Annotated in this window: 13 protein-coding genes, 4 tRNA genes and 3 rRNA genes; 3 read left to right on the top strand and 17 right to left on the bottom strand. The window is 35.6% G+C overall.

Features of this window, described 5'->3' with window-relative positions:
- Window positions 1–34: 34 nt before the first annotated feature.
- From KTC92_RS12335 to KTC92_RS12355, 5 genes are all read right to left on the bottom strand, one after another.
- Window positions 35–110: transfer RNA gene (locus KTC92_RS12335), tRNA-Phe, on the bottom strand.
- A gap of 5 nt (window positions 111–115) precedes the next feature.
- Window positions 116–232, bottom strand: a 5S ribosomal RNA gene (gene rrf, locus KTC92_RS12340).
- A 116-nt stretch (window positions 233–348) separates the two neighbouring features.
- Window positions 349–3,274, bottom strand: a 23S ribosomal RNA gene (locus KTC92_RS12345).
- Window positions 3,275–3,566: 292 nt separating this feature from the next.
- Window positions 3,567–5,084 (bottom strand): 16S ribosomal RNA (locus tag KTC92_RS12350).
- The 16S, 23S and 5S rRNA genes sit together here with 1 tRNA gene alongside, the layout of an rRNA operon.
- A 568-nt stretch (window positions 5,085–5,652) precedes the next feature.
- Complete coding sequence (locus KTC92_RS12355; RefSeq protein ID WP_216304493.1) at window positions 5,653–6,594, bottom strand: GNAT family N-acetyltransferase; 942 nt, start codon at window positions 6,592–6,594, stop codon at window positions 5,653–5,655.
- Between the two features lie 177 nt (window positions 6,595–6,771).
- Between KTC92_RS12355 and KTC92_RS12360 the strand changes: the two genes are divergently transcribed.
- Window positions 6,772–7,965 carry an SAM-dependent methyltransferase gene (locus KTC92_RS12360; RefSeq protein ID WP_220287796.1) on the top strand — a complete coding sequence of 398 codons (1,194 nt, stop codon included), beginning with the start codon at window positions 6,772–6,774 and terminating at the stop codon, window positions 7,963–7,965.
- Window positions 7,966–8,102: 137 nt separating this feature from the next.
- Here KTC92_RS12360 and KTC92_RS12365 read toward each other — a convergent pair whose 3' ends face one another.
- The 7 genes from KTC92_RS12365 to KTC92_RS12395 all read right to left on the bottom strand — a co-directional run bounded on the left by KTC92_RS12365 (window position 8,103) and on the right by KTC92_RS12395 (window position 14,324).
- Window positions 8,103–8,930 (bottom strand): ThiF family adenylyltransferase, encoded by an 828-nt coding sequence (locus tag KTC92_RS12365; RefSeq protein ID WP_216304491.1) that lies wholly within the window; start codon window positions 8,928–8,930, stop codon window positions 8,103–8,105.
- 179 nt (window positions 8,931–9,109) lie between these two features.
- Window positions 9,110–10,354, bottom strand: a complete 1,245-nt coding sequence (locus KTC92_RS12370; RefSeq protein WP_216304489.1) for a DUF1015 domain-containing protein — start codon at window positions 10,352–10,354, stop codon at window positions 9,110–9,112.
- A gap of 26 nt (window positions 10,355–10,380) precedes the next feature.
- A complete protein-coding gene (locus tag KTC92_RS12375) occupies window positions 10,381–11,292 on the bottom strand; it encodes a D-2-hydroxyacid dehydrogenase (RefSeq protein WP_216304487.1) in 912 nt (303 codons plus the stop codon).
- A 172-nt stretch (window positions 11,293–11,464) separates the two neighbouring features.
- Complete coding sequence (locus KTC92_RS12380; protein ID WP_220287797.1) at window positions 11,465–12,538, bottom strand: alanine--glyoxylate aminotransferase family protein; 1,074 nt, start codon at window positions 12,536–12,538, stop codon at window positions 11,465–11,467.
- Between the two features lie 306 nt (window positions 12,539–12,844).
- Entirely contained in the window at window positions 12,845–13,033 is a 189-nt protein-coding gene (locus tag KTC92_RS12385; protein ID WP_216304485.1) for a hypothetical protein, read from the bottom strand.
- A 332-nt stretch (window positions 13,034–13,365) separates the two neighbouring features.
- Complete coding sequence (locus KTC92_RS12390; protein ID WP_165414545.1) at window positions 13,366–13,554, bottom strand: hypothetical protein; 189 nt, start codon at window positions 13,552–13,554, stop codon at window positions 13,366–13,368.
- 56 nt (window positions 13,555–13,610) lie between these two features.
- A complete protein-coding gene (locus tag KTC92_RS12395) occupies window positions 13,611–14,324 on the bottom strand; it encodes a hydrolase (protein ID WP_165414546.1) in 714 nt (237 codons plus the stop codon).
- 232 nt (window positions 14,325–14,556) lie between these two features.
- Between KTC92_RS12395 and KTC92_RS12400 the strand changes: the two genes are divergently transcribed.
- Together KTC92_RS12400 and KTC92_RS12405 are read left to right on the top strand one after the other, a co-directional pair.
- Window positions 14,557–15,798 (top strand): DUF1576 domain-containing protein, encoded by a 1,242-nt coding sequence (locus KTC92_RS12400; protein WP_220287798.1) that lies wholly within the window; start codon window positions 14,557–14,559, stop codon window positions 15,796–15,798.
- Window positions 15,799–15,800: 2 nt separating this feature from the next.
- A complete protein-coding gene (locus KTC92_RS12405; RefSeq protein WP_216304482.1) occupies window positions 15,801–16,145 on the top strand; it encodes a hypothetical protein in 345 nt (114 codons plus the stop codon).
- A 161-nt stretch (window positions 16,146–16,306) separates the two neighbouring features.
- Here KTC92_RS12405 and KTC92_RS12410 read toward each other — a convergent pair whose 3' ends face one another.
- The 5 genes from KTC92_RS12410 to KTC92_RS12430 form a co-directional block, all read right to left on the bottom strand.
- Window positions 16,307–16,831, bottom strand: a complete 525-nt coding sequence (locus KTC92_RS12410) for an NAD(+) diphosphatase (protein WP_220287799.1) — start codon at window positions 16,829–16,831, stop codon at window positions 16,307–16,309.
- A 258-nt stretch (window positions 16,832–17,089) separates the two neighbouring features.
- Window positions 17,090–17,782, bottom strand: coding sequence for a DNA/RNA nuclease SfsA (sfsA, locus tag KTC92_RS12415; protein ID WP_216304480.1), 693 nt, complete (start codon window positions 17,780–17,782; stop codon window positions 17,090–17,092).
- Between the two features lie 141 nt (window positions 17,783–17,923).
- Window positions 17,924–17,998, bottom strand: a tRNA-Glu gene (locus KTC92_RS12420).
- A 10-nt stretch (window positions 17,999–18,008) separates the two neighbouring features.
- A tRNA-Lys gene (locus KTC92_RS12425) sits at window positions 18,009–18,084 on the bottom strand.
- 4 nt (window positions 18,085–18,088) lie between these two features.
- A tRNA-Gln gene (locus KTC92_RS12430) sits at window positions 18,089–18,163 on the bottom strand.
- Window positions 18,164–18,169 lie beyond the last annotated feature (6 nt).

Raw genomic sequence — 18,169 nt, forward strand, 5'->3', positions numbered from 1 at the left:
AAAAAAAACGTCTTAGAATTATCTAAGACGTTTTTGGTGGCTAGACCAGGAATCGAACCAGGGACACGAGGATTTTCAGTCCTCTGCTCTACCGACTGAGCTATCCAGCCACATTACCTGGCGACAACCTACTCTTCCACAAGGTCACCCCTGCAGTACCATCGGCGCATTGAAGCTTAACCTTCGTGTTCGGTATGGGAACGGGTGTTACCTTCATGCCATAATCACCAGATTGAGAATATAAATATTCTCTGAAAATTGCACAGTGAATTAGTCTTTTCGCTCACGCTCAAAGCCTCGCTTCTTTCTTACGAAAGAAGTATATCGCATTACTTTTAATTATATATTTAGGTCAAGCCCTCGACTTATTAGTATTAGTCAGCTGAACATGTTACCATGCTTACACCTCTAACCTATCAACCTGGTGGTCTTCCAGGAGTCTTACTAACACCGCACTTACGTGCGAGTTATGGGAAATCTCATCTCAGGGTGGGCTTCACGCTTAGATGCTTTCAGCGTTTATCCCTTCCAAACATAGCTACCCAGCGATGCCACTGGCGTGACAACTGGTGCACCAGAGGTTTGTCCATCCCGGTCCTCTCGTACTAAGGACAGCTCCCTTCAAATTTCCTACGCCCGCGACGGATAGGGACCGAACTGTCTCACGACGTTCTGAACCCAGCTCGCGTGCCGCTTTAATGGGCGAACAGCCCAACCCTTGGGACCTACTTCAGCCCCAGGATGCGACGAGCCGACATCGAGGTGCCAAACCTCCCCGTCGATGTGGACTCTTGGGGGAGATCAGCCTGTTATCCCCGAGGTAGCTTTTATCCGTTGAGCGATGGCCCTCCCACGAGGTACCACCGGATCACTAAGCCCGACTTTCGTCCCTGCTCCACTTGTAAGTGTCGCAGTCAGGCTCCCTTCTGCCTTTGCACTCTTCGCGCGATTTCCAACCGCGCTGAGGGAACCTTTGGGCGCCTCCGTTACTTTTTTGGAGGCGACCGCCCCAGTCAAACTGCCCACCTAACAATGTCCTGTGACCAGATTCATGGCCTCCAGTTAGAACCTCAGTACTGTCAGGGTGGTATCCCAAGGATGACTCCACACAGGCTGACGCCCATGTTTCTCAGTCTCCCACCTATCCTGTACAGACAATACCGAAATTCAATGCTAAGCTACAGTAAAGCTCTACGGGGTCTTTCCGTCCAATCGCGGGTAGCAAGCATCTTCACTTGCACTACAATTTCGCCGGATGTGTTGTTGAGACAGTGCCCAAATCATTACGCCATTCGTGCGGGTCGGAACTTACCCGACAAGGAATTTCGCTACCTTAGGACCGTTATAGTTACGGCCGCCGTTTACTGGGGCTTAAGTTCATACCTTCGCTTGCGCTAAGTAATCCCCTTAACCTTCCAGCACCGGGCAGGCGTCAGCCCCTATACATCAGCTTTCGCTTTAGCAGAGACCTGTGTTTTTGCTAAACAGTTGCTTGGGCCTATTCTCTGCGACCTACTTACGTAGGCACCCCTTCTCCCGAAGTTACGGGGTCAATTTGCCGAGTTCCTTAACAACAATTCTTCCGATGGTCTTAGGATTCTCTCCTCACCTACCTGTGTCGGTTTGCGGTACGGGCACCAATATCCTCGATAGAGACTTTTCTTGGCAGCGTGGAATCAGATACTTCAGGAATAAATTCCCTTCCCCATAACATCTCAGCGTTAAGAGCAAACGGATTTGCCTGCTTGCTCCGCCTAAATGCTTAGACACACATCCAATAGTGTGCACATCTTATCCTCCTGCGTCATCCCATTTCTAATAACGTCCATTGGTGGTATCGGAATATCAACCGATTGTCCATCACCTACGCCTTTCGGCCTCGGCTTAGGTCCCGACTAACCCTGAGAGGACGAGCCTTCCTCAGGAAACCTTAGGTTTTCGACCGTTAAGATTCTCACTTAACTCTCGCTACTCATGCCAACATTCTCACTTCTGTACCGTCCACCACTCCTTACGGTATGACTTCAGCCAGTACAGAAAGCTCCTCTACCGCGTACACAATTGTGTACACCCATAGCTTCGGTGGTAAGTTTTAGCCCCGGACATCTTCGGCGCAGGATCTCTTGACTAGTGAGCTATTACGCACTCTTTAAATGAGTGGCTGCTTCTGAGCCAACATCCTAGTTGTCTTAGAAATCCCACATCCTTTTCCACTTAACTTACACTTTGGGACCTTAGCTGATGGTCTGGGCTGTTTCCCTTTTGACTACGGATCTTATCATTCGCAGTCTGACTGCCGAAATAAAAGTATATGGCATTCGGAGTTTGATAGGGTTCAGTAACTGTTGTCAGCCCCTAGCCCATTCAGTGCTCTACCTCCATTACTCAATTAATCGACGCTAGCCCTAAAGCTATTTCGAGGAGAACCAGCTATCTCCGAGTTCGATTGGAATTTCTCCGCTATCCACAGCTCATCCCATGGTTTTTCAACACCAACGTGGTTCGGACCTCCACGGAATTTTACTTCCGCTTCATCCTGGCCATGGATAGGTCACCCGGTTTCGGGTCTACGACATGCAACTATGCGCCCTATTCAGACTTGGTTTCCCTTCGGCTCCGTACCTTAAGTACTTAACCTTGCTACATATCGTAACTCGTTGGCTCGTTCTACAAAAAGCACGCCGTCACACATATAAAGTGCTTCGACCGGTTGTAGGCACACGGTTTCAGGTTCTATTTCACTCCCCTTCCGGGGTTCTTTTCACCTTTCCCTCACGGTACTTCTTCACTATCGGTCACTAGGTAGTATTTAGCCTTGGGAGGTGGTCCTCCCAGCTTCCCACAAGGTTTCACGTGTCTCGTGGTACTCTGGATTAGATCTGACTGTTTTTCCTTTTCATTTACAGGCCTATTACCTTCTGCGGAGCAGCTTTCCAGCTATCTTCAATTAAGGAATTGCAGTATTTATGATCTATCCTCAACCCCCAGATCAAAGACCTGGGTTTGGGCTCTTTCCCTTTCGCTCGCCGCTACTTAGGAAATCGATGTTTCTTTCTCTTCCTCCGGGTACTTAGATGTTTCAGTTCCCCGGGTCTACCTCTGCATACCTATTTATTCAGTATGCAGTACATAGTTGTTACTATGTGGGTTCCCCCATTCGGAAATCTTTGGATCACAGGCTATTTGCGCCTACCCAAAGCTTATCGCAGCTTAACGCGTCCTTCTTCGGCTCCTAGTGCCAAGGCATTCGCCATGCGCCCTTTGTAGCTTGACCTTGATTCTGTCTATTTACATAGACGGTTATATTAATTTTGCGAAATTGTATTAAATTAATTTATAAACTACTTGCGTAGTTTTAATTTTTTTAAAACAACTTTTTTCACTGTGCAATTTTCAAAGAACATTTTAAGAAAAACTATTCATTATCTAACTCCTAAGAGTTAGATAAAATTAGTCTCTCAAAATTAAACAGAGAACTAGGTACGATTAATTACAATAGATATTTTTGAAGAATAAATTAATATTCTTCTATTGCATCGACCGAAGTCAATACATCTACTCCCTAGAAAGGAGGTGATCCAGCCGCAGGTTCTCCTACGGCTACCTTGTTACGACTTCACCCCAATCATCAATCCCACCTTCGGCCGCTGGCTCCTTACGGTTACCTCACGGACTTCGGGTGTTACCAACTCTCATGGTGTGACGGGCGGTGTGTACAAGGCCCGGGAACGTATTCACCGCGACATGCTGATTCGCGATTACTAGCAACTCCGGCTTCATGTAGGCGAGTTGCAGCCTACAATCCGAACTGGGATGAGTTTTTGAGTTTGGCTCCACCTTGCGGTCTTGCATCTCTTTGTACTCACCATTGTAGCACGTGTGTAGCCCTAGACATAAGGGGCATGATGATTTGACGTCATCCCCACCTTCCTCCCGGTTAACCCGGGCAGTCTCACTAGAGTGCTCAACTTAATGGTAGCAACTAATGATAAGGGTTGCGCTCGTTGCGGGACTTAACCCAACATCTCACGACACGAGCTGACGACAACCATGCACCACCTGTCACCCTGTCCCGAAGGACTTCGCCCATCTCTGGGTTATGCAGGGGATGTCAAGTCTAGGTAAGGTTCTTCGCGTTGCTTCGAATTAAACCACATGCTCCGCTGCTTGTGCGGGCCCCCGTCAATTCCTTTGAGTTTTAATCTTGCGATCGTACTCCCCAGGCGGAATACTTAATGTGTTAACGGCGGCACCGAGGTTCGACCCCCGACACCTAGTATTCATCGTTTACGGCGTGGACTACCAGGGTATCTAATCCTGTTTGCTCCCCACGCTTTCATGCCTCAGCGTCAGTTACAGTCCAGTAAGTCGCCTTCGCCACTGGTGTTCTTCCTAATCTCTACGCATTTCACCGCTACACTAGGAATTCCACTTACCTCTCCTGCACTCTAGACACCCAGTTTCAAATGCAGCACCCAAGTTAAGCTCGGGTATTTCACATCTGACTTAAATGTCCGCCTACGCATCCTTTACGCCCAGTAAATCCGGACAACGCTTGCCACCTACGTATTACCGCGGCTGCTGGCACGTAGTTAGCCGTGGCTTCCTCCTCTGGTACCGTCATTATCGTCCCAGAAGACAGAACTTTACAACCCGAAGGCCTTCATCATTCACGCGGCGTTGCTGCGTCAGGGTTTCCCCCATTGCGCAATATTCCCCACTGCTGCCTCCCGTAGGAGTCTGGACCGTGTCTCAGTTCCAATGTGGCCGATCACCCTCTCAGGTCGGCTACGCATCGTCGCCTTGGTGAGCCGTTACCTCACCAACTAGCTAATGCGCCGCGGGTCCATCTCAAAGTGGAATTTTCCGAAGAAAAATCCTTTGATGTTTCGATCATGCGACCAAAACATATTATGCGGTATTAATCTCCCTTTCGGGAGGCTATTCCCCTCTTTGAGGCAGGTTACCCACGTGTTACTCACCCGTCCGCCGCTAATCCACCCCGAAAGGTTTCATCGCTCGACTTGCATGTGTTAGGCACGCCGCCAGCGTTCGTCCTGAGCCAGGATCAAACTCTCAATTTAAAAGTTTACACTTTTTTAGTTGAAATGATTAATCTGCGACAACTGTTAAGTCGTTTAATCAACAATTAAGTTGATTCGCAAGCTCATTACATACTTTTAGTCTTACGACTAAATTTTACTTTATACTAAAGTAATTAACTGGTTTAACGAAATATTATTTCGCTATCTTTACCTATTTCTCTGTTTAATTTTCAAAGACCAATTTACTTTGTCATCATGTGACGACCTCTACTACTCTACCAGTTATTTAATCATCTGTCAACAGTTTTTTAATCTTTTAATTTAAATTCTCTGTTGTAATGATTACTTTCTCGCAGCTAAACTGTAGCAACATGTAATATCTTATCATAATTATTTTTATCTGTTTTATGATGCGTATTACTTATCTTAATATAAGTGCACAATAATCTTATTTTCTTACTTATTCTACGTTTTTCTCATATTGATACACTAGGATTAGTATACATATCATATACTTGTAAACTCATCCTAAACGCTTAAATTCATAAAAATATCTATTCCAATAGCCATTCTAGTTATAAATAAAATTTCAATCATATTAGATTAGTTAACTGTTTTTAACCTTATAAAAAACCATTTGATCTCTCCATTCACCATTTATGTATAAATGTTTTTCACTTATACCAAGTTCTTTAAACCCACAACTACTTAAAACTCTTTGTGACTTTTCATTATCTATTAAAGTAGTTGCTTCTATTCTATGAAGCTCTAATTCTTCAAAAGCATATTTCATTACAAGTTTAACTGATTCTTTCATATATCCCTTACTTTGTTCCTTTTCATCCATAGAATAACCTATAAACGCATTTTTAAAACTGCCCATCACTATATTCGATATCTTTATTTTGCCAATAAGTTTGTTATTCTTGTATATCCCAAAATTCACAACATTACCATTCAAAAATTGTTTATAGCTCTCTACTAAAGTACGTTTTTGGCTCTCTAAAGTATAAAACGTCTCATCTCTAGACGGTTCAAAAGGCCTTAGAAATTTTCTGTTTCTTAAATGAAACTCTAACACTTCTTCCGCATCGCTTGGAATTAATGCATGAATCTTAATATTCATTCCCTTAATTGTAAGTTCTCTTTTTATTGAATTTTTTTTAAGTCCAAACTCATTTATACCAAACATCATTTCTGATTGATATTCAGATTTATTTACTACACTATCTGTGATAATACCTTCTAACTGAAATCCTAAATCAATAAAAGCACTAATATTTATACTTTCATGAACCATAACATTTACTTTGTTTAATCCCATATTTTTAAACAAAATACCCAGCATAAGATTTAACGTATCTTTTAAATACTCATAACCCCCATTATTGTGGTTATGAAATTTCAATCTAAACTGACAAAACTTATTTTTTTTATCTAATTCAACTATAAATATTCTTCCTAGTATAATATAATTACTATCCTTTATTATATACTCTCTATCATTACCTTTTAAAGCTTCTAAATTTACGTACTTACCTTTGTTCATCTTAAGCCCCTTTATCTACACTAAAATCATTAATTAAAGTTTAATAGTTGCTTTTCTTCATACCATTTATTATAACATAACCAATTATAATATTATATTTTTCTTCAATAGCTTTTAATTTTTTGTTATACTTGTAGCATAGTTGAAAAATAATTATAGAAGAAAGGTTTGAGCACAATGAATAAGCAAAATATTAATAAATTAAAACTTTTTCTAATGGGCCTAGAAAATAGATTTTCTGAAAACTGTTCAATATTTAAACAAATTGATACTACCTATATAACAGGTCTAAAAGAGTTTAAAGGAACAGGTATTTATGATAATGGAAATATTAAATATAATTTTAATGGAAAAACAGAAACTTTGAGTATAAATCAATTATTTTCTAACATAACTAAAGAAGCCGAAAGCTATGAATGCTCATCTCTAGTTTATAGTGAAAGAGGTTCTTCAATTTTAATCTCTGCAGATAATAAAAATGTAACTATGAAGAGCTTAAATGTGGATTTCGTAGAGGATGAAGACTTAAATACTATTTCTTCTAAATTACCCTCTACTCATATTAGTAGAACTACCTCCACTCTTTTGAATAGAGATTACTATATAAAGATTGGTAGTGCAGATGCTTTGTTAAAAGAAATAGGCATAATGAGTAAAGATGGTAAAATTAAAAATGATAAAATAAGAAAATATAATCAAATTGATCACTATGTAGAACTCTTAGAAGGAATTTTAGATAAGCTCCCACAACATCAAGTTATAAATATATTAGATTGTGGTTGTGGAAAATCCTATTTATCATTTGTACTAAACTATTATTTAACTGAAGTTAAAAAGAAAAAATGCCATTTTATTGGGCTAGATTACTCTAAATCTATAATAGACTCATCTATAAACATGGCCAAAAACTTAAATTACAGGAATATGGAGTTCCATGCTATTGATATTAAAGATTATGAACCTGATAAAACTATACATGTAGTATTATCATTACACGCTTGTGACACTGCTACAGATATGGCATTAGCTCTAGGTATCAGAGTAAACTCTAATATAATCATCGCAGTTCCATGCTGCCATCGAGAATTTTTAAAGCAATATTCTTATGAACCCTTTAAAAACATACTAAAGCAGGGTGTATTTAAATCGAGAATGGCCGATATTTTAACAGATGGAATGCGTTCATTACTGCTAGAAGCTAAAGGATATGATGTTTCTGTAGTAGAATATATATCTCCTCTTGAAACACCTAAAAATCTAATGATAAGAGCCATAAAGACAAGTGAAGAAAATGATACAGCTATGGATGAATATATATCTTTAATGAGTAATTTAAATGTTTATCCAGCGTTATATTCGTTTTTGAATTAATGGTAAATATATTTACACAAATAATTTTCAACAAAAATAAGAGTGCATTAATTTTCACTCTTATTTTTGTTCATCCCAATAACATTAAATATTAATTTTTCTTTTTAACGACATTTCAGAAGGAAAGTCTCCCACTTCTATAAGTTGGAGTATAAATCCCCTTCTGGAGTCGTTAGTTCATCTTCTTCGAAGCTGTTCAGCTCCGCAGGAGATGATTTAATTAAATCCTTAATAACTTCTCCACCAAGTATCATTCCTGCTACTGGAGGAACGAAAGATATACTACCTGGAATTTGTCTTTTTATAGCACACTTTTTTGAACCTCCTGTACATACACAACCTTCTTTGCATGTTATAACCTCCTCTAACTTCGGCCTCATAGGGGTTTCCTCTGAGTAAACAACCTTTAAGCTATCAATATTTCTCTTTCTTAGCTCCTGTCTTATAACCCTTGCAAGTGGACATACTTTTGTATCATAAATATCTGCGACTCTAAATAGCGTTGGATCTAATTTATTTCCAGTCCCTAAACAGCATATAATATTGATATTACGTTTTCTGCAGTGTTCAACTAATGATATTTTTGAAGCTACTGTATCGATAGCATCTACTACATAATCTGTGTCCTCAGTAATTATATCTCCCATATTATCTGCAGTTACGAATGTTTCATGAGTGATAACTTCACATTTAGGATTTATTTCGAGTATTCTATCCTTCATTACTAAAACCTTACTTTTACCTATAGTTTTAAATGTAGCATGTATTTGTCTATTTAAGTTTGTTAAACAAATTGTATCATCATCTATTAATACCAATTTCCCAACACCTGCTCTTACTAGTGCTTCAACTGTATAACTACCAACTCCACCTATTCCAAAAACTACTACTTTACTTTCTCGTAATTTATTTAAACTGTCCATACCTATGAGTAATTCTGTTCTTGACAATGAATGCTGTGGCATATGTTTCTCTCTCCTTTGAAATATATCTTATTTTAAGTATTATATGTTTTCATATTATAAAATTTATTAATAAAACAAATCAATTTCATAATTTAATTATACCCTATATATTTAAAAAGACCACGCATATGCGTGGTCTTTTTCCATTTCAACAGTTTTATTCTTATCATGATGTTAGATTATAGTTCGTGGACAAATATTCCACTTTGTAATTTAGGTTCAAACCAAGTTGATTTAGGAGGCATTACTTTCCCCGCATTTGCTATATCCATTAGATCATCCATAGTTGTAGGACACATAGAAAATGCAACTTTCATTCCTTCTCTAACCCTTCTTTCTAATTCCCCAAGCCCTCTTATTCCACCTATGAAATCGATTCTTGAATTTGTTCTTGGATCATCAATATCTAAAATCGGATCTAGTAAATTCTTTTGAAGTATTGATACATCTAATCTTTCAACTGGATCACTCATATTAAAAGTCCCTTCTTTTGCTGACAGTTTGTACCATTTTCCCTCTAAGAACATTCCGTATGTTCTTTGCACTTCTGGTTTAAATTGGCCTTTACCTTCATATGGAGTTATATCAAATTTGTCAGTAACTTTATTTAAAAAATCTTCTGAAGAATTTCCATTTAAATCTGAAACAACTCTATTATAATCCATTACGTATAAATCATTATCTGGGAATATAACCGATAGGAAGAAATTAAATTCCTCATCACCAGTGTATGCTGGGTTATCTTTTCTTCTCTTTAGTCCAACTTTAACAGCTGAAGCTGATCTATGATGTCCGTCAGCTATATATAAATAATCTGTTTGCGTAAATACAGCTGATAGCTTATTTATAATTGCTTCCTCATCTATAACCCAAATAATTTGTGATACTCCATCTTCTGATTTATAATCATATACTGGTGTTTTTGTTTCTGTCCAATTTTTAACTATACTATCTATTTCATCTTTATGTCTATATGTTAAAAATATTGGTCCAGTATTACAATTTGTATAATCAACATGATTAAATCTATCAAGCTCTTTATCCGATCTTGTTAGCTCATGTTTTTTAATTGTATTATTTATATAATCATCAATTGAAGCACAAGCAACTATACCAGTTTGAGGTCTTCCATTCATTATTTGTCTATATATATACATACAAGGTTTTTCATCTTGCATATACACTTTATCGCTAATCATTTTTTGAAGATTTTCTCTGGCTTTCAAATAAACTTGCTCACTGTGCGTATCTATACCTTGTGGTAAATCTATTTCTGGTTTATCGACATGTAGAAATGAATAAGGTTTTCCTTTTACCATTTCTCTAGCCTCTTCACTATCCATAACATCATAAGGGAGAGCTGCTACTTTCTCTACTAAACCTAATTGCGGTCTGTATGCTTTAAATGACTTTACTACTGCCATGATTATCCCTCCTGTGATTAATTAATTTATTTGAAAAATTCTAAAATAATACTTATTATCTCGGTACCTATTCTTGTTTGAGCTTCCTGCGTTGCAGCTCCAATATGTGGTGTTACAGAAACCTTTGGATGGTTAACTAAAGTTTCATTTTTAGTTGGTTCTTCAACAAAAACATCTACTCCAGCTCCTGCTAATTTGCCATTATCTAAAGCTTCTACTAAAGCATCTTCATCAACTACTCCACCTCTAGCACAGTTAATTAAGAATGATCCATCCTTCATCATATCTAATTGGTCTTTTCCTATAGTAGCCCCTTGATCTTTAATGAATGGTATATGTAATGATAAATAATCTGCTCTTTTTAATACATCATTTAACTCACAGAATTCGTACTCATCACAATCCTTAGCTTTACCTATTATATCTGTATATATGACCGTCATGCCAAGTGCAAATGCTTTTTTAGCTAGTTCTCTTGATATTCTTCCAAACCCAACTAAACCTAAAGTTTTTCCCGCAATTTCTACACCTACATATTTTTTCTTATCCCATTTGCCCTGTCTCATAGATACATTAGAAATATTAACAAATCTTGATACTGCAAACATATGAGCAAGCGTAAGTTCCGCTACAGATGCACTGCTTGCATTTGGAGTATTAGACACATTTATCCCTTTTTCTCTAGCATATGCTACGTCAATATTGTCAACGCCAACCCCTCCACGTATTATAAGCTTTAGTCTTCCCGCTTCTGCCGCTTTGTCGATTATTGGTTTTCTAACCTTTGTTGCAGATCTAACTACAATTACGTCAAATGATTTTAATGCTTCGCCCAAAACTTCTGGTTCATAAAACTTCTCAACAACTTCAAACCCTTTAGCTTTCAACTCTTTAACAGCATTTTTTTCCATACTATCAGTAACTAATACCCTAATCATGATTATCCTCCTCTTTATATAAAGAAATATTATCCTTTAATTTAGATACTTTAGTGGATTCAGACACTTTAGTGGATTCTTAAACCAATTATATCATTTTCAATAATTATATAAACTCAAATTAAGAATGAAAAATCACATTACAATTTTTCATTCTTAATCTAATTGTTAATTATTTAAGTTCTAAAATTTCGGTTATTATTTTCAATAAATTTTTCACTTCTTCTGGTGTAGTTTCAGCCATATGAGCAATTCTAAATGTCTTATCTTTTAATTTTCCATAACCATTAGAAATAATAAAGCCTCTTTCACCTAATTTCTTGTTTAAGTCAGAAATACTGATTCCTCTTGTGTTTTTAACATTAGTTAATGTATTTGACAAAAAGTTTTCATTAGCGAATATTTCAAAATATTTTCTAGCCCACTCTCTAACAAGTTCAGCACCAGCGATGTTTCTAGCATATCTGCTCTGTAAGCCTTCGTCTAATATCTTATCTAACTGATAATCTAAAGCAAACATATGTGCAAGTGAAGGCGTAGACGGATATTGATAATCCTTCTTTTGAATGCAATTATATAGTCCTAATAAATCAAAATATACTCCTCTATTTGTAACTTGCTTAGCTCTTTCTACTGCTTTTTTTGAGAATGTGCAAATAGCCATTCCTGCAGGTAATCCTAAACATTTCTGAGTTGAAGTTATACAAATATCTATAGCCCATTCATCTACTTTTACTTCTGTTCCAGCAGCGTTACTTACTGTGTCAACGCATACTACAATTTCAGGGTATTTTTTGTAAACTGACGAAAGAACTTCCATGTTATTCACGAGTCCTGTTGAAGTCTCATTCATAGTAATCGTTATTAAATCATATTTACCAGTTACTAATGCTTCTTCGATCATTTCTGGAGTTGTTGGTTGTCCCCATTCAGATTCAAATTTATCTGCTGGTACTCCATTATCCGTACACATTTCAAACCATCTGTTTCCAAATGCTCCTACTGAAAATATTGCTGCTCTCTTGGCTGTACATGAACGTACAGCACCTTCCATTAGACCACTTCCTGAACTCGTTGAAAGTAGTATTTCTTCTTTAGTATTAAACACTTTTCTCATTTTGTCGCTTATGTTTCTTTGTAGCTCTGATGCTTCCTTGCCTCTATGTGATATTTGAGGCGTAGCCATTTTTTGAAGTACGTCCTCTGCTACATCTACTGGCCCCGGTATAAATAATCTTTTATGCATGATTCACCCTCCAAGTTTTACTTTTCCCATTTTTTGTTAATCTTATGATTTGTCTTGAAGTCTAATAACTATTTTAACACTTAAATATAAATTTCTCAATATATTTAAAATAAATATATTGAATATTCTATATTTAATACGCAATTCTATATTAGTATATCATATGCTTTATAATTTGTTTTTAAATTACTGTTTTAACATTTTTTACACTAAGGTTTTGGCTTTGTTATGATGTGTAACTCCCACTTAGAAGTGGGAGACTTTCTTGTGGAATGCCTCTAAAATATTAGTGATTTAATATTTGCATTAACCTTGATCTAATCCTGCTAAAACTTTGTCATATAAATTGACTTCACATTTATTGTCTTTTAAATGCTGGCAATTATCACAGCTCTTACTAAATGATGTTCCTATTGAAGATTGAAATCCTGTTCCTACCGAGTCATATCCTTTACAGCTATTTGCTACATGTGTCATCTGTTCTATATTTGGCATAATATTGTTCCTCCTTATAATTTAAAACTTAATTAATTTCTTCTTATTATTTCCCTACTTTCATCAAATAATTCCTCTATACATTTTTATATTACAGAATTACCACAACTATTATAACTTTCAGCACCATATTTAAAAAATTATATTACCAAAACTTCTCTAATCTAAATAATTTTAATTTTTTTATAATTTCCTGTAAATTAAATAAAGCTACCAAAACATAAACTGTTCTAGTAGCTTGTATATGCTATTTAAAATAGCATCTTTTATTATATTAATAACCTATTGCTTTTATATGCTCTTCAAGTTTTTACAACTTTCATCCTACTACCTTATTCAAGGTTATCCCACCAGTAATCTTTTATGTTAATTATAGATTCAGTTTCTCTACAGTATTTTGTAGTTAAACACTGCCTTAAATTTCTTGGGCATCTTTTGCATAAACAGTCCACGTCTCCGCCATTACACTGTTTTGTAGAGGCTTCAGGACATTTATCACAGTTATCTCCACCTACAGCCATTTTATCACCTACCACTTTAATTAAAATTGTTTTATCAATAGTTACTATATTTTATGCTATTTTTCTTCATTCTCTGTCTCGTAAATCGTTCTATACTTAATCATTATTTCATTTAAAATATCTGCTACTATTGGGGGGGTATATGTAATTGCATTAGCCCCTGCTTTTATAGTTTCCCTTATAGTTTCATTATTTGGACCACCTGTCGCAATTATAGGAAAATCGGGATGTTTTTCTCTTATTTTTCCAACTATATACGCTGTCTTTTTAGCACCTGAAACATTGATTATAGTTGCTCCGGCATTTATCCTAGCCTCTGTATCTTCAAATTCTGACACAACTGTAACTATTATTGGAATATCTATAGTTCTCCTTACTTGTCTTATAACATCATTTGATATAGGACTATTGACTACTACACCCATAGCACCTTTAAATTCAGCATCTAGTGCTAAATTTGTCACCCTTCTCCCTGTAGTAATCCCTCCTCCAACGCCACAAAACACTGGTACATCTGCTGCTAATACTAAGGCTTCTGTTATAATGGGCTGAGGTGTAAATGGATATACTGCAATAATTGCATCCGCATTTGTATTTCTTATAACTGCCACATCTGTAGTAAAAACAAAAGATTTCAACCTTTTCCCAAATATTACAATTCCACTAGCATCCCTAATTGCACTTGGTAGCTCTATCATATGGCTCCTCAAACTCCCTGTTATTTGAGGCACTTTTTTACTTAAATTTTTACCTTCAATGTTATTTTCCATTTTTATCCTTCTCTCTTTTTATAATTATTTAATATTAACACTAATATAATATTTAATCTAATTATTACGAAGCTACTAATATTTTATTAACATCCCCATTATAATTATACTTATAATGGGGATTTAATTCTACCCTTAATACTTATATTATTTTATTTGTACTAGTAATTCTTTTGCCTTTACTATAAAATAATTACATAGGGTTTAAGTTTATAAATTAAGGAGGTCTTTTATGAGAATAAAAATTCATTCTACCTATTATATGTTTATTTGCTTATCTTTATTTTTCATGATTTTAGCATTTGTTATGAACACCCCAACGGAAATCTTCATAGGTTTTAAAAAAATAATTTTTGAATCTAATATACTAATTACAGATTATGTAGAACTTGCGGGCATTGGCGCTACCTTTTTTAATATGTCTTTAGTAGTTTTAGCCTCTATATTCCTACTTGTACATGTAGGAATAAAACCAAATGGTTCCACTGTAGCGGCACTATTTACAATGGCAGGCTTCTCTCTTTTCGGAAAAAGCATTGTAAATATCTGGCCAATAATATTTGGGGTTTGGTTATATTCTAGATATCAAAAGGAAAAGTTTATAAATTATGTTTTAATAGCACTATTTGGAACAACTTTATCTCCTACCGTTAATCAATTAGCATTTTTAGGTCATTTACCCTTTCTAGGAAATATAATTATAGCAATATTAATAAGCACTTTTATCGGCTTTATTTTCCCTCCAATGGCAGCTTATTGTCTAAAGCTTCACCAAGGTTATAATCTTTATAATATAGGTTTCGCAGCTGGCCTTCTTGCAACCTTGATCATGTCTTTACTAAGAGCTTTTGGTATAAACTTTGAAAGTCGATTACTTTGGTCTACAGGAAATAATTTATTTTTTTCTATAATATTAATTTCCTTATTCATACTAATGATAATAGTTGGATTCATACATAATGATAAAAGTTTTAAAAACTTATTTAAACTTTATAAACAACCTGGTAGACTAGTAAGTGATTATTACCTTTTATTTGGACGTGGACTTACTATGATAAACATGGGTATTCTAGGCGTATATTCAACTATTTACGTACTCATAATTGGAGGGGATTTAAATGGTCCTACTATAGGTGGAATATTAACCATTGTTGGTTTTGGATCATTTGGAAAGCACCTACGAAATGTATTTCCTGTTATGATAGGCGCAACACTTTCATCTCTATTAAATATTTGGCAATTTAGTTCACCTGGAATGCTATTAGGTATCTTATTTAGTTCGACATTAGCTCCTATTTCAGGTCAATTTGGATGGATTTATGGTGCTATTGCCGGATTTTTGCACATTTGCTTGTCCATGAATATTAGCTATCTTCATGGTGGCTTAAATCTATACAATAACGGTTTTTCAGGAGGAATAGTATGTATAATCCTTATTCCAATTATTACTGCATTTAGAAAGGAGGTTGATTAATATTGAAACATACAGATCAACGAAATATAAAAATAGTAACTGAATTAATGGGTTATTGTTATAAACATGGTTCAGATAATGTTCATATTGATATAAGTAAAGAAAATAAAAAAATAATCATATTTATAAGAGCACAACTTTCCTTTATATCCAAAGAAAATCTTGAGCTTTTAGAAGAATCACTAACCGCACCAAGATGTCATGAAATGGAAGAATACTATTGGAATCTTACAGGGGATAGTGATACATGTACAGAACTTACCCTTGTAGGTATGATGATTGATGAATCTCACATAAATTATGTAGATGGCGAGTATCTAGAGATACTTTTAACTAGGATTCCATAAAGAACTTTAAATGGCTAGGTTAAATTACTTTGCATTTAACAATTTCAGAAGATTAAACAATTATTAATTTTGAATCTTCTGAAATATCGTTAAACTTTCACAGTAGATTTTAAATTATTTTATGAAATTTACTCTTTCTATTTGATATCGCAGTAGTTAGCCTATATATCACATCTATACGCCTCTTCTCCCTTATATTCAATTTCCTTCAGCAATTTTCTTACAACCCTTTTCCCTATTTCGTCTTCACTCATTTCACATATGGCATCATCTAATTTTTCCCACTCAGCCCAATCAACTTCAGGGGACTTATTTATTTCACCTTTAACATACTTAGCCATAAAAGTTAACATTATAATTTCTTTAGAAGCTAAATAATCACTCCCCAAATATCTTATCTCTCCAACTATTATTCCAGTCTCCTCTTTAACTTCTCTATGAACAGTTTCTTCAACAGATTCTCCAGTATTTACATACCCTGATACTAATACCTTTGAATTCTTAAAAGTGTAATTTTGTTTAAGAAGTAAAATTTCTTTACCCTTGACAACTGCAACTACCACACATGGTTTTGGTGTGTCGAAATACATAATATCATCCACAGGGCAATATGGAACTGCCCCTTCATCCCAGCTATTTTTCTTTATTAATTCTTTTCCACAAATTGGGCAATATATAAATTTCAAACTTTTACCTCCTCAATTCCCATGTTCTTAACCCACATGTTATTTAACATTCTATTTCAATTATTTCTTACTTTAAAACAAATGTCATCACGTTTCTTAAATCATTATCTTCGAAGCTACATTAAATTATCGCCTGCGGTGCTGTAATATCAGCGGCTTCAGAATAAGACTTGTATTCCCACTGAAGTTTTTTCTTTGTTTAGTCCGTAACCCTCTCTTATATAAGATGGGGTCTTTCCTTCTAAAATTTCGTTAAATTTATAAAACAACTTCAACTGGATTACTTAAAGTTATAAACTTTTCACCAACTTCACATTCGTAAGCAAAAATATCAACACCATTTTTGCATGCCAATCTTAATGCTTCTCCAAACGCTACATCCATATCATCATATGGAGAGAAATTTTTTATATTGCTCATTTGAATAAGAAATAGTACTCCAGCTCCAAATCCTCTCTTTTTAGCCTCTATAAGCTCTAATAAGTGTTTTCTGCCTCTCTCTGTAGGTGCATCTGGAAACTTAGTTTTACCATCTACTTCAAATGTAACCCCTTTTACCTCGAGGTAATATTCTTCATCCATGTCATTAGATAGTTTAAAATCAAATCTACTATTTCCAAAAGTCTTTTCTCTTTGTATTATATTATATTTAACCAGATTTTGTATTTTTTTATCTTTTAATGCCTCCTCAACAACTTTATTAGGCATTTGTGAATCTATATTAATGATCTTATTATCTTTATACCCTGAAATTAGATCATATAATGTTTTTCTAGTAGGATTAAGCTCTTCTCTTAATAGAACTGTGGAGCCTGGAATTAGTATTTCCTTACATCTCCCCGTATTAGGAACATGTACTATTATTTCTTCGCCATTAAGATTTACATACGCTTGAAATCTATTTGGTCTTCTTATAAATTCGGCAACAAAAATCCTTTTATTTATAAACATAATTTCATCTCCATTTTTTAAATATACACTAAAAAATAAAAATAATCAACATTATCCACAATCATAATATTATTTTATGCGAAAATATTGATTATTATATAACGCCATAAAAAAGCCCTTGCTTTTGCAAGGACTTTTTTATGGTGACTCCTAGGGGAATTGAACCCCTGTTACCACCGTGAAAGGGTGGTGTCTTAACCGCTTGACCAAGGAGCCTTATAAAATTTGGTGGCTTACCGGGGAATCGAACCCCGGACACCATGATTAAAAGTCATGTGCTCTACCAACTGAGCTAGTAAACCATATTGGCTGGGATAGCAGGATTTGAACCTACGGATGCCACAGTCAAAGTGTGGTGCCTTACCGCTTGGCGATACCCCAATATTG

The sequence above is a fragment of the Clostridium sp. CM027 genome, assembly GCF_024730565.1.
Lineage (GTDB): Bacteria > Bacillota > Clostridia > Clostridiales > Clostridiaceae > Clostridium_AD > Clostridium_AD estertheticum_B.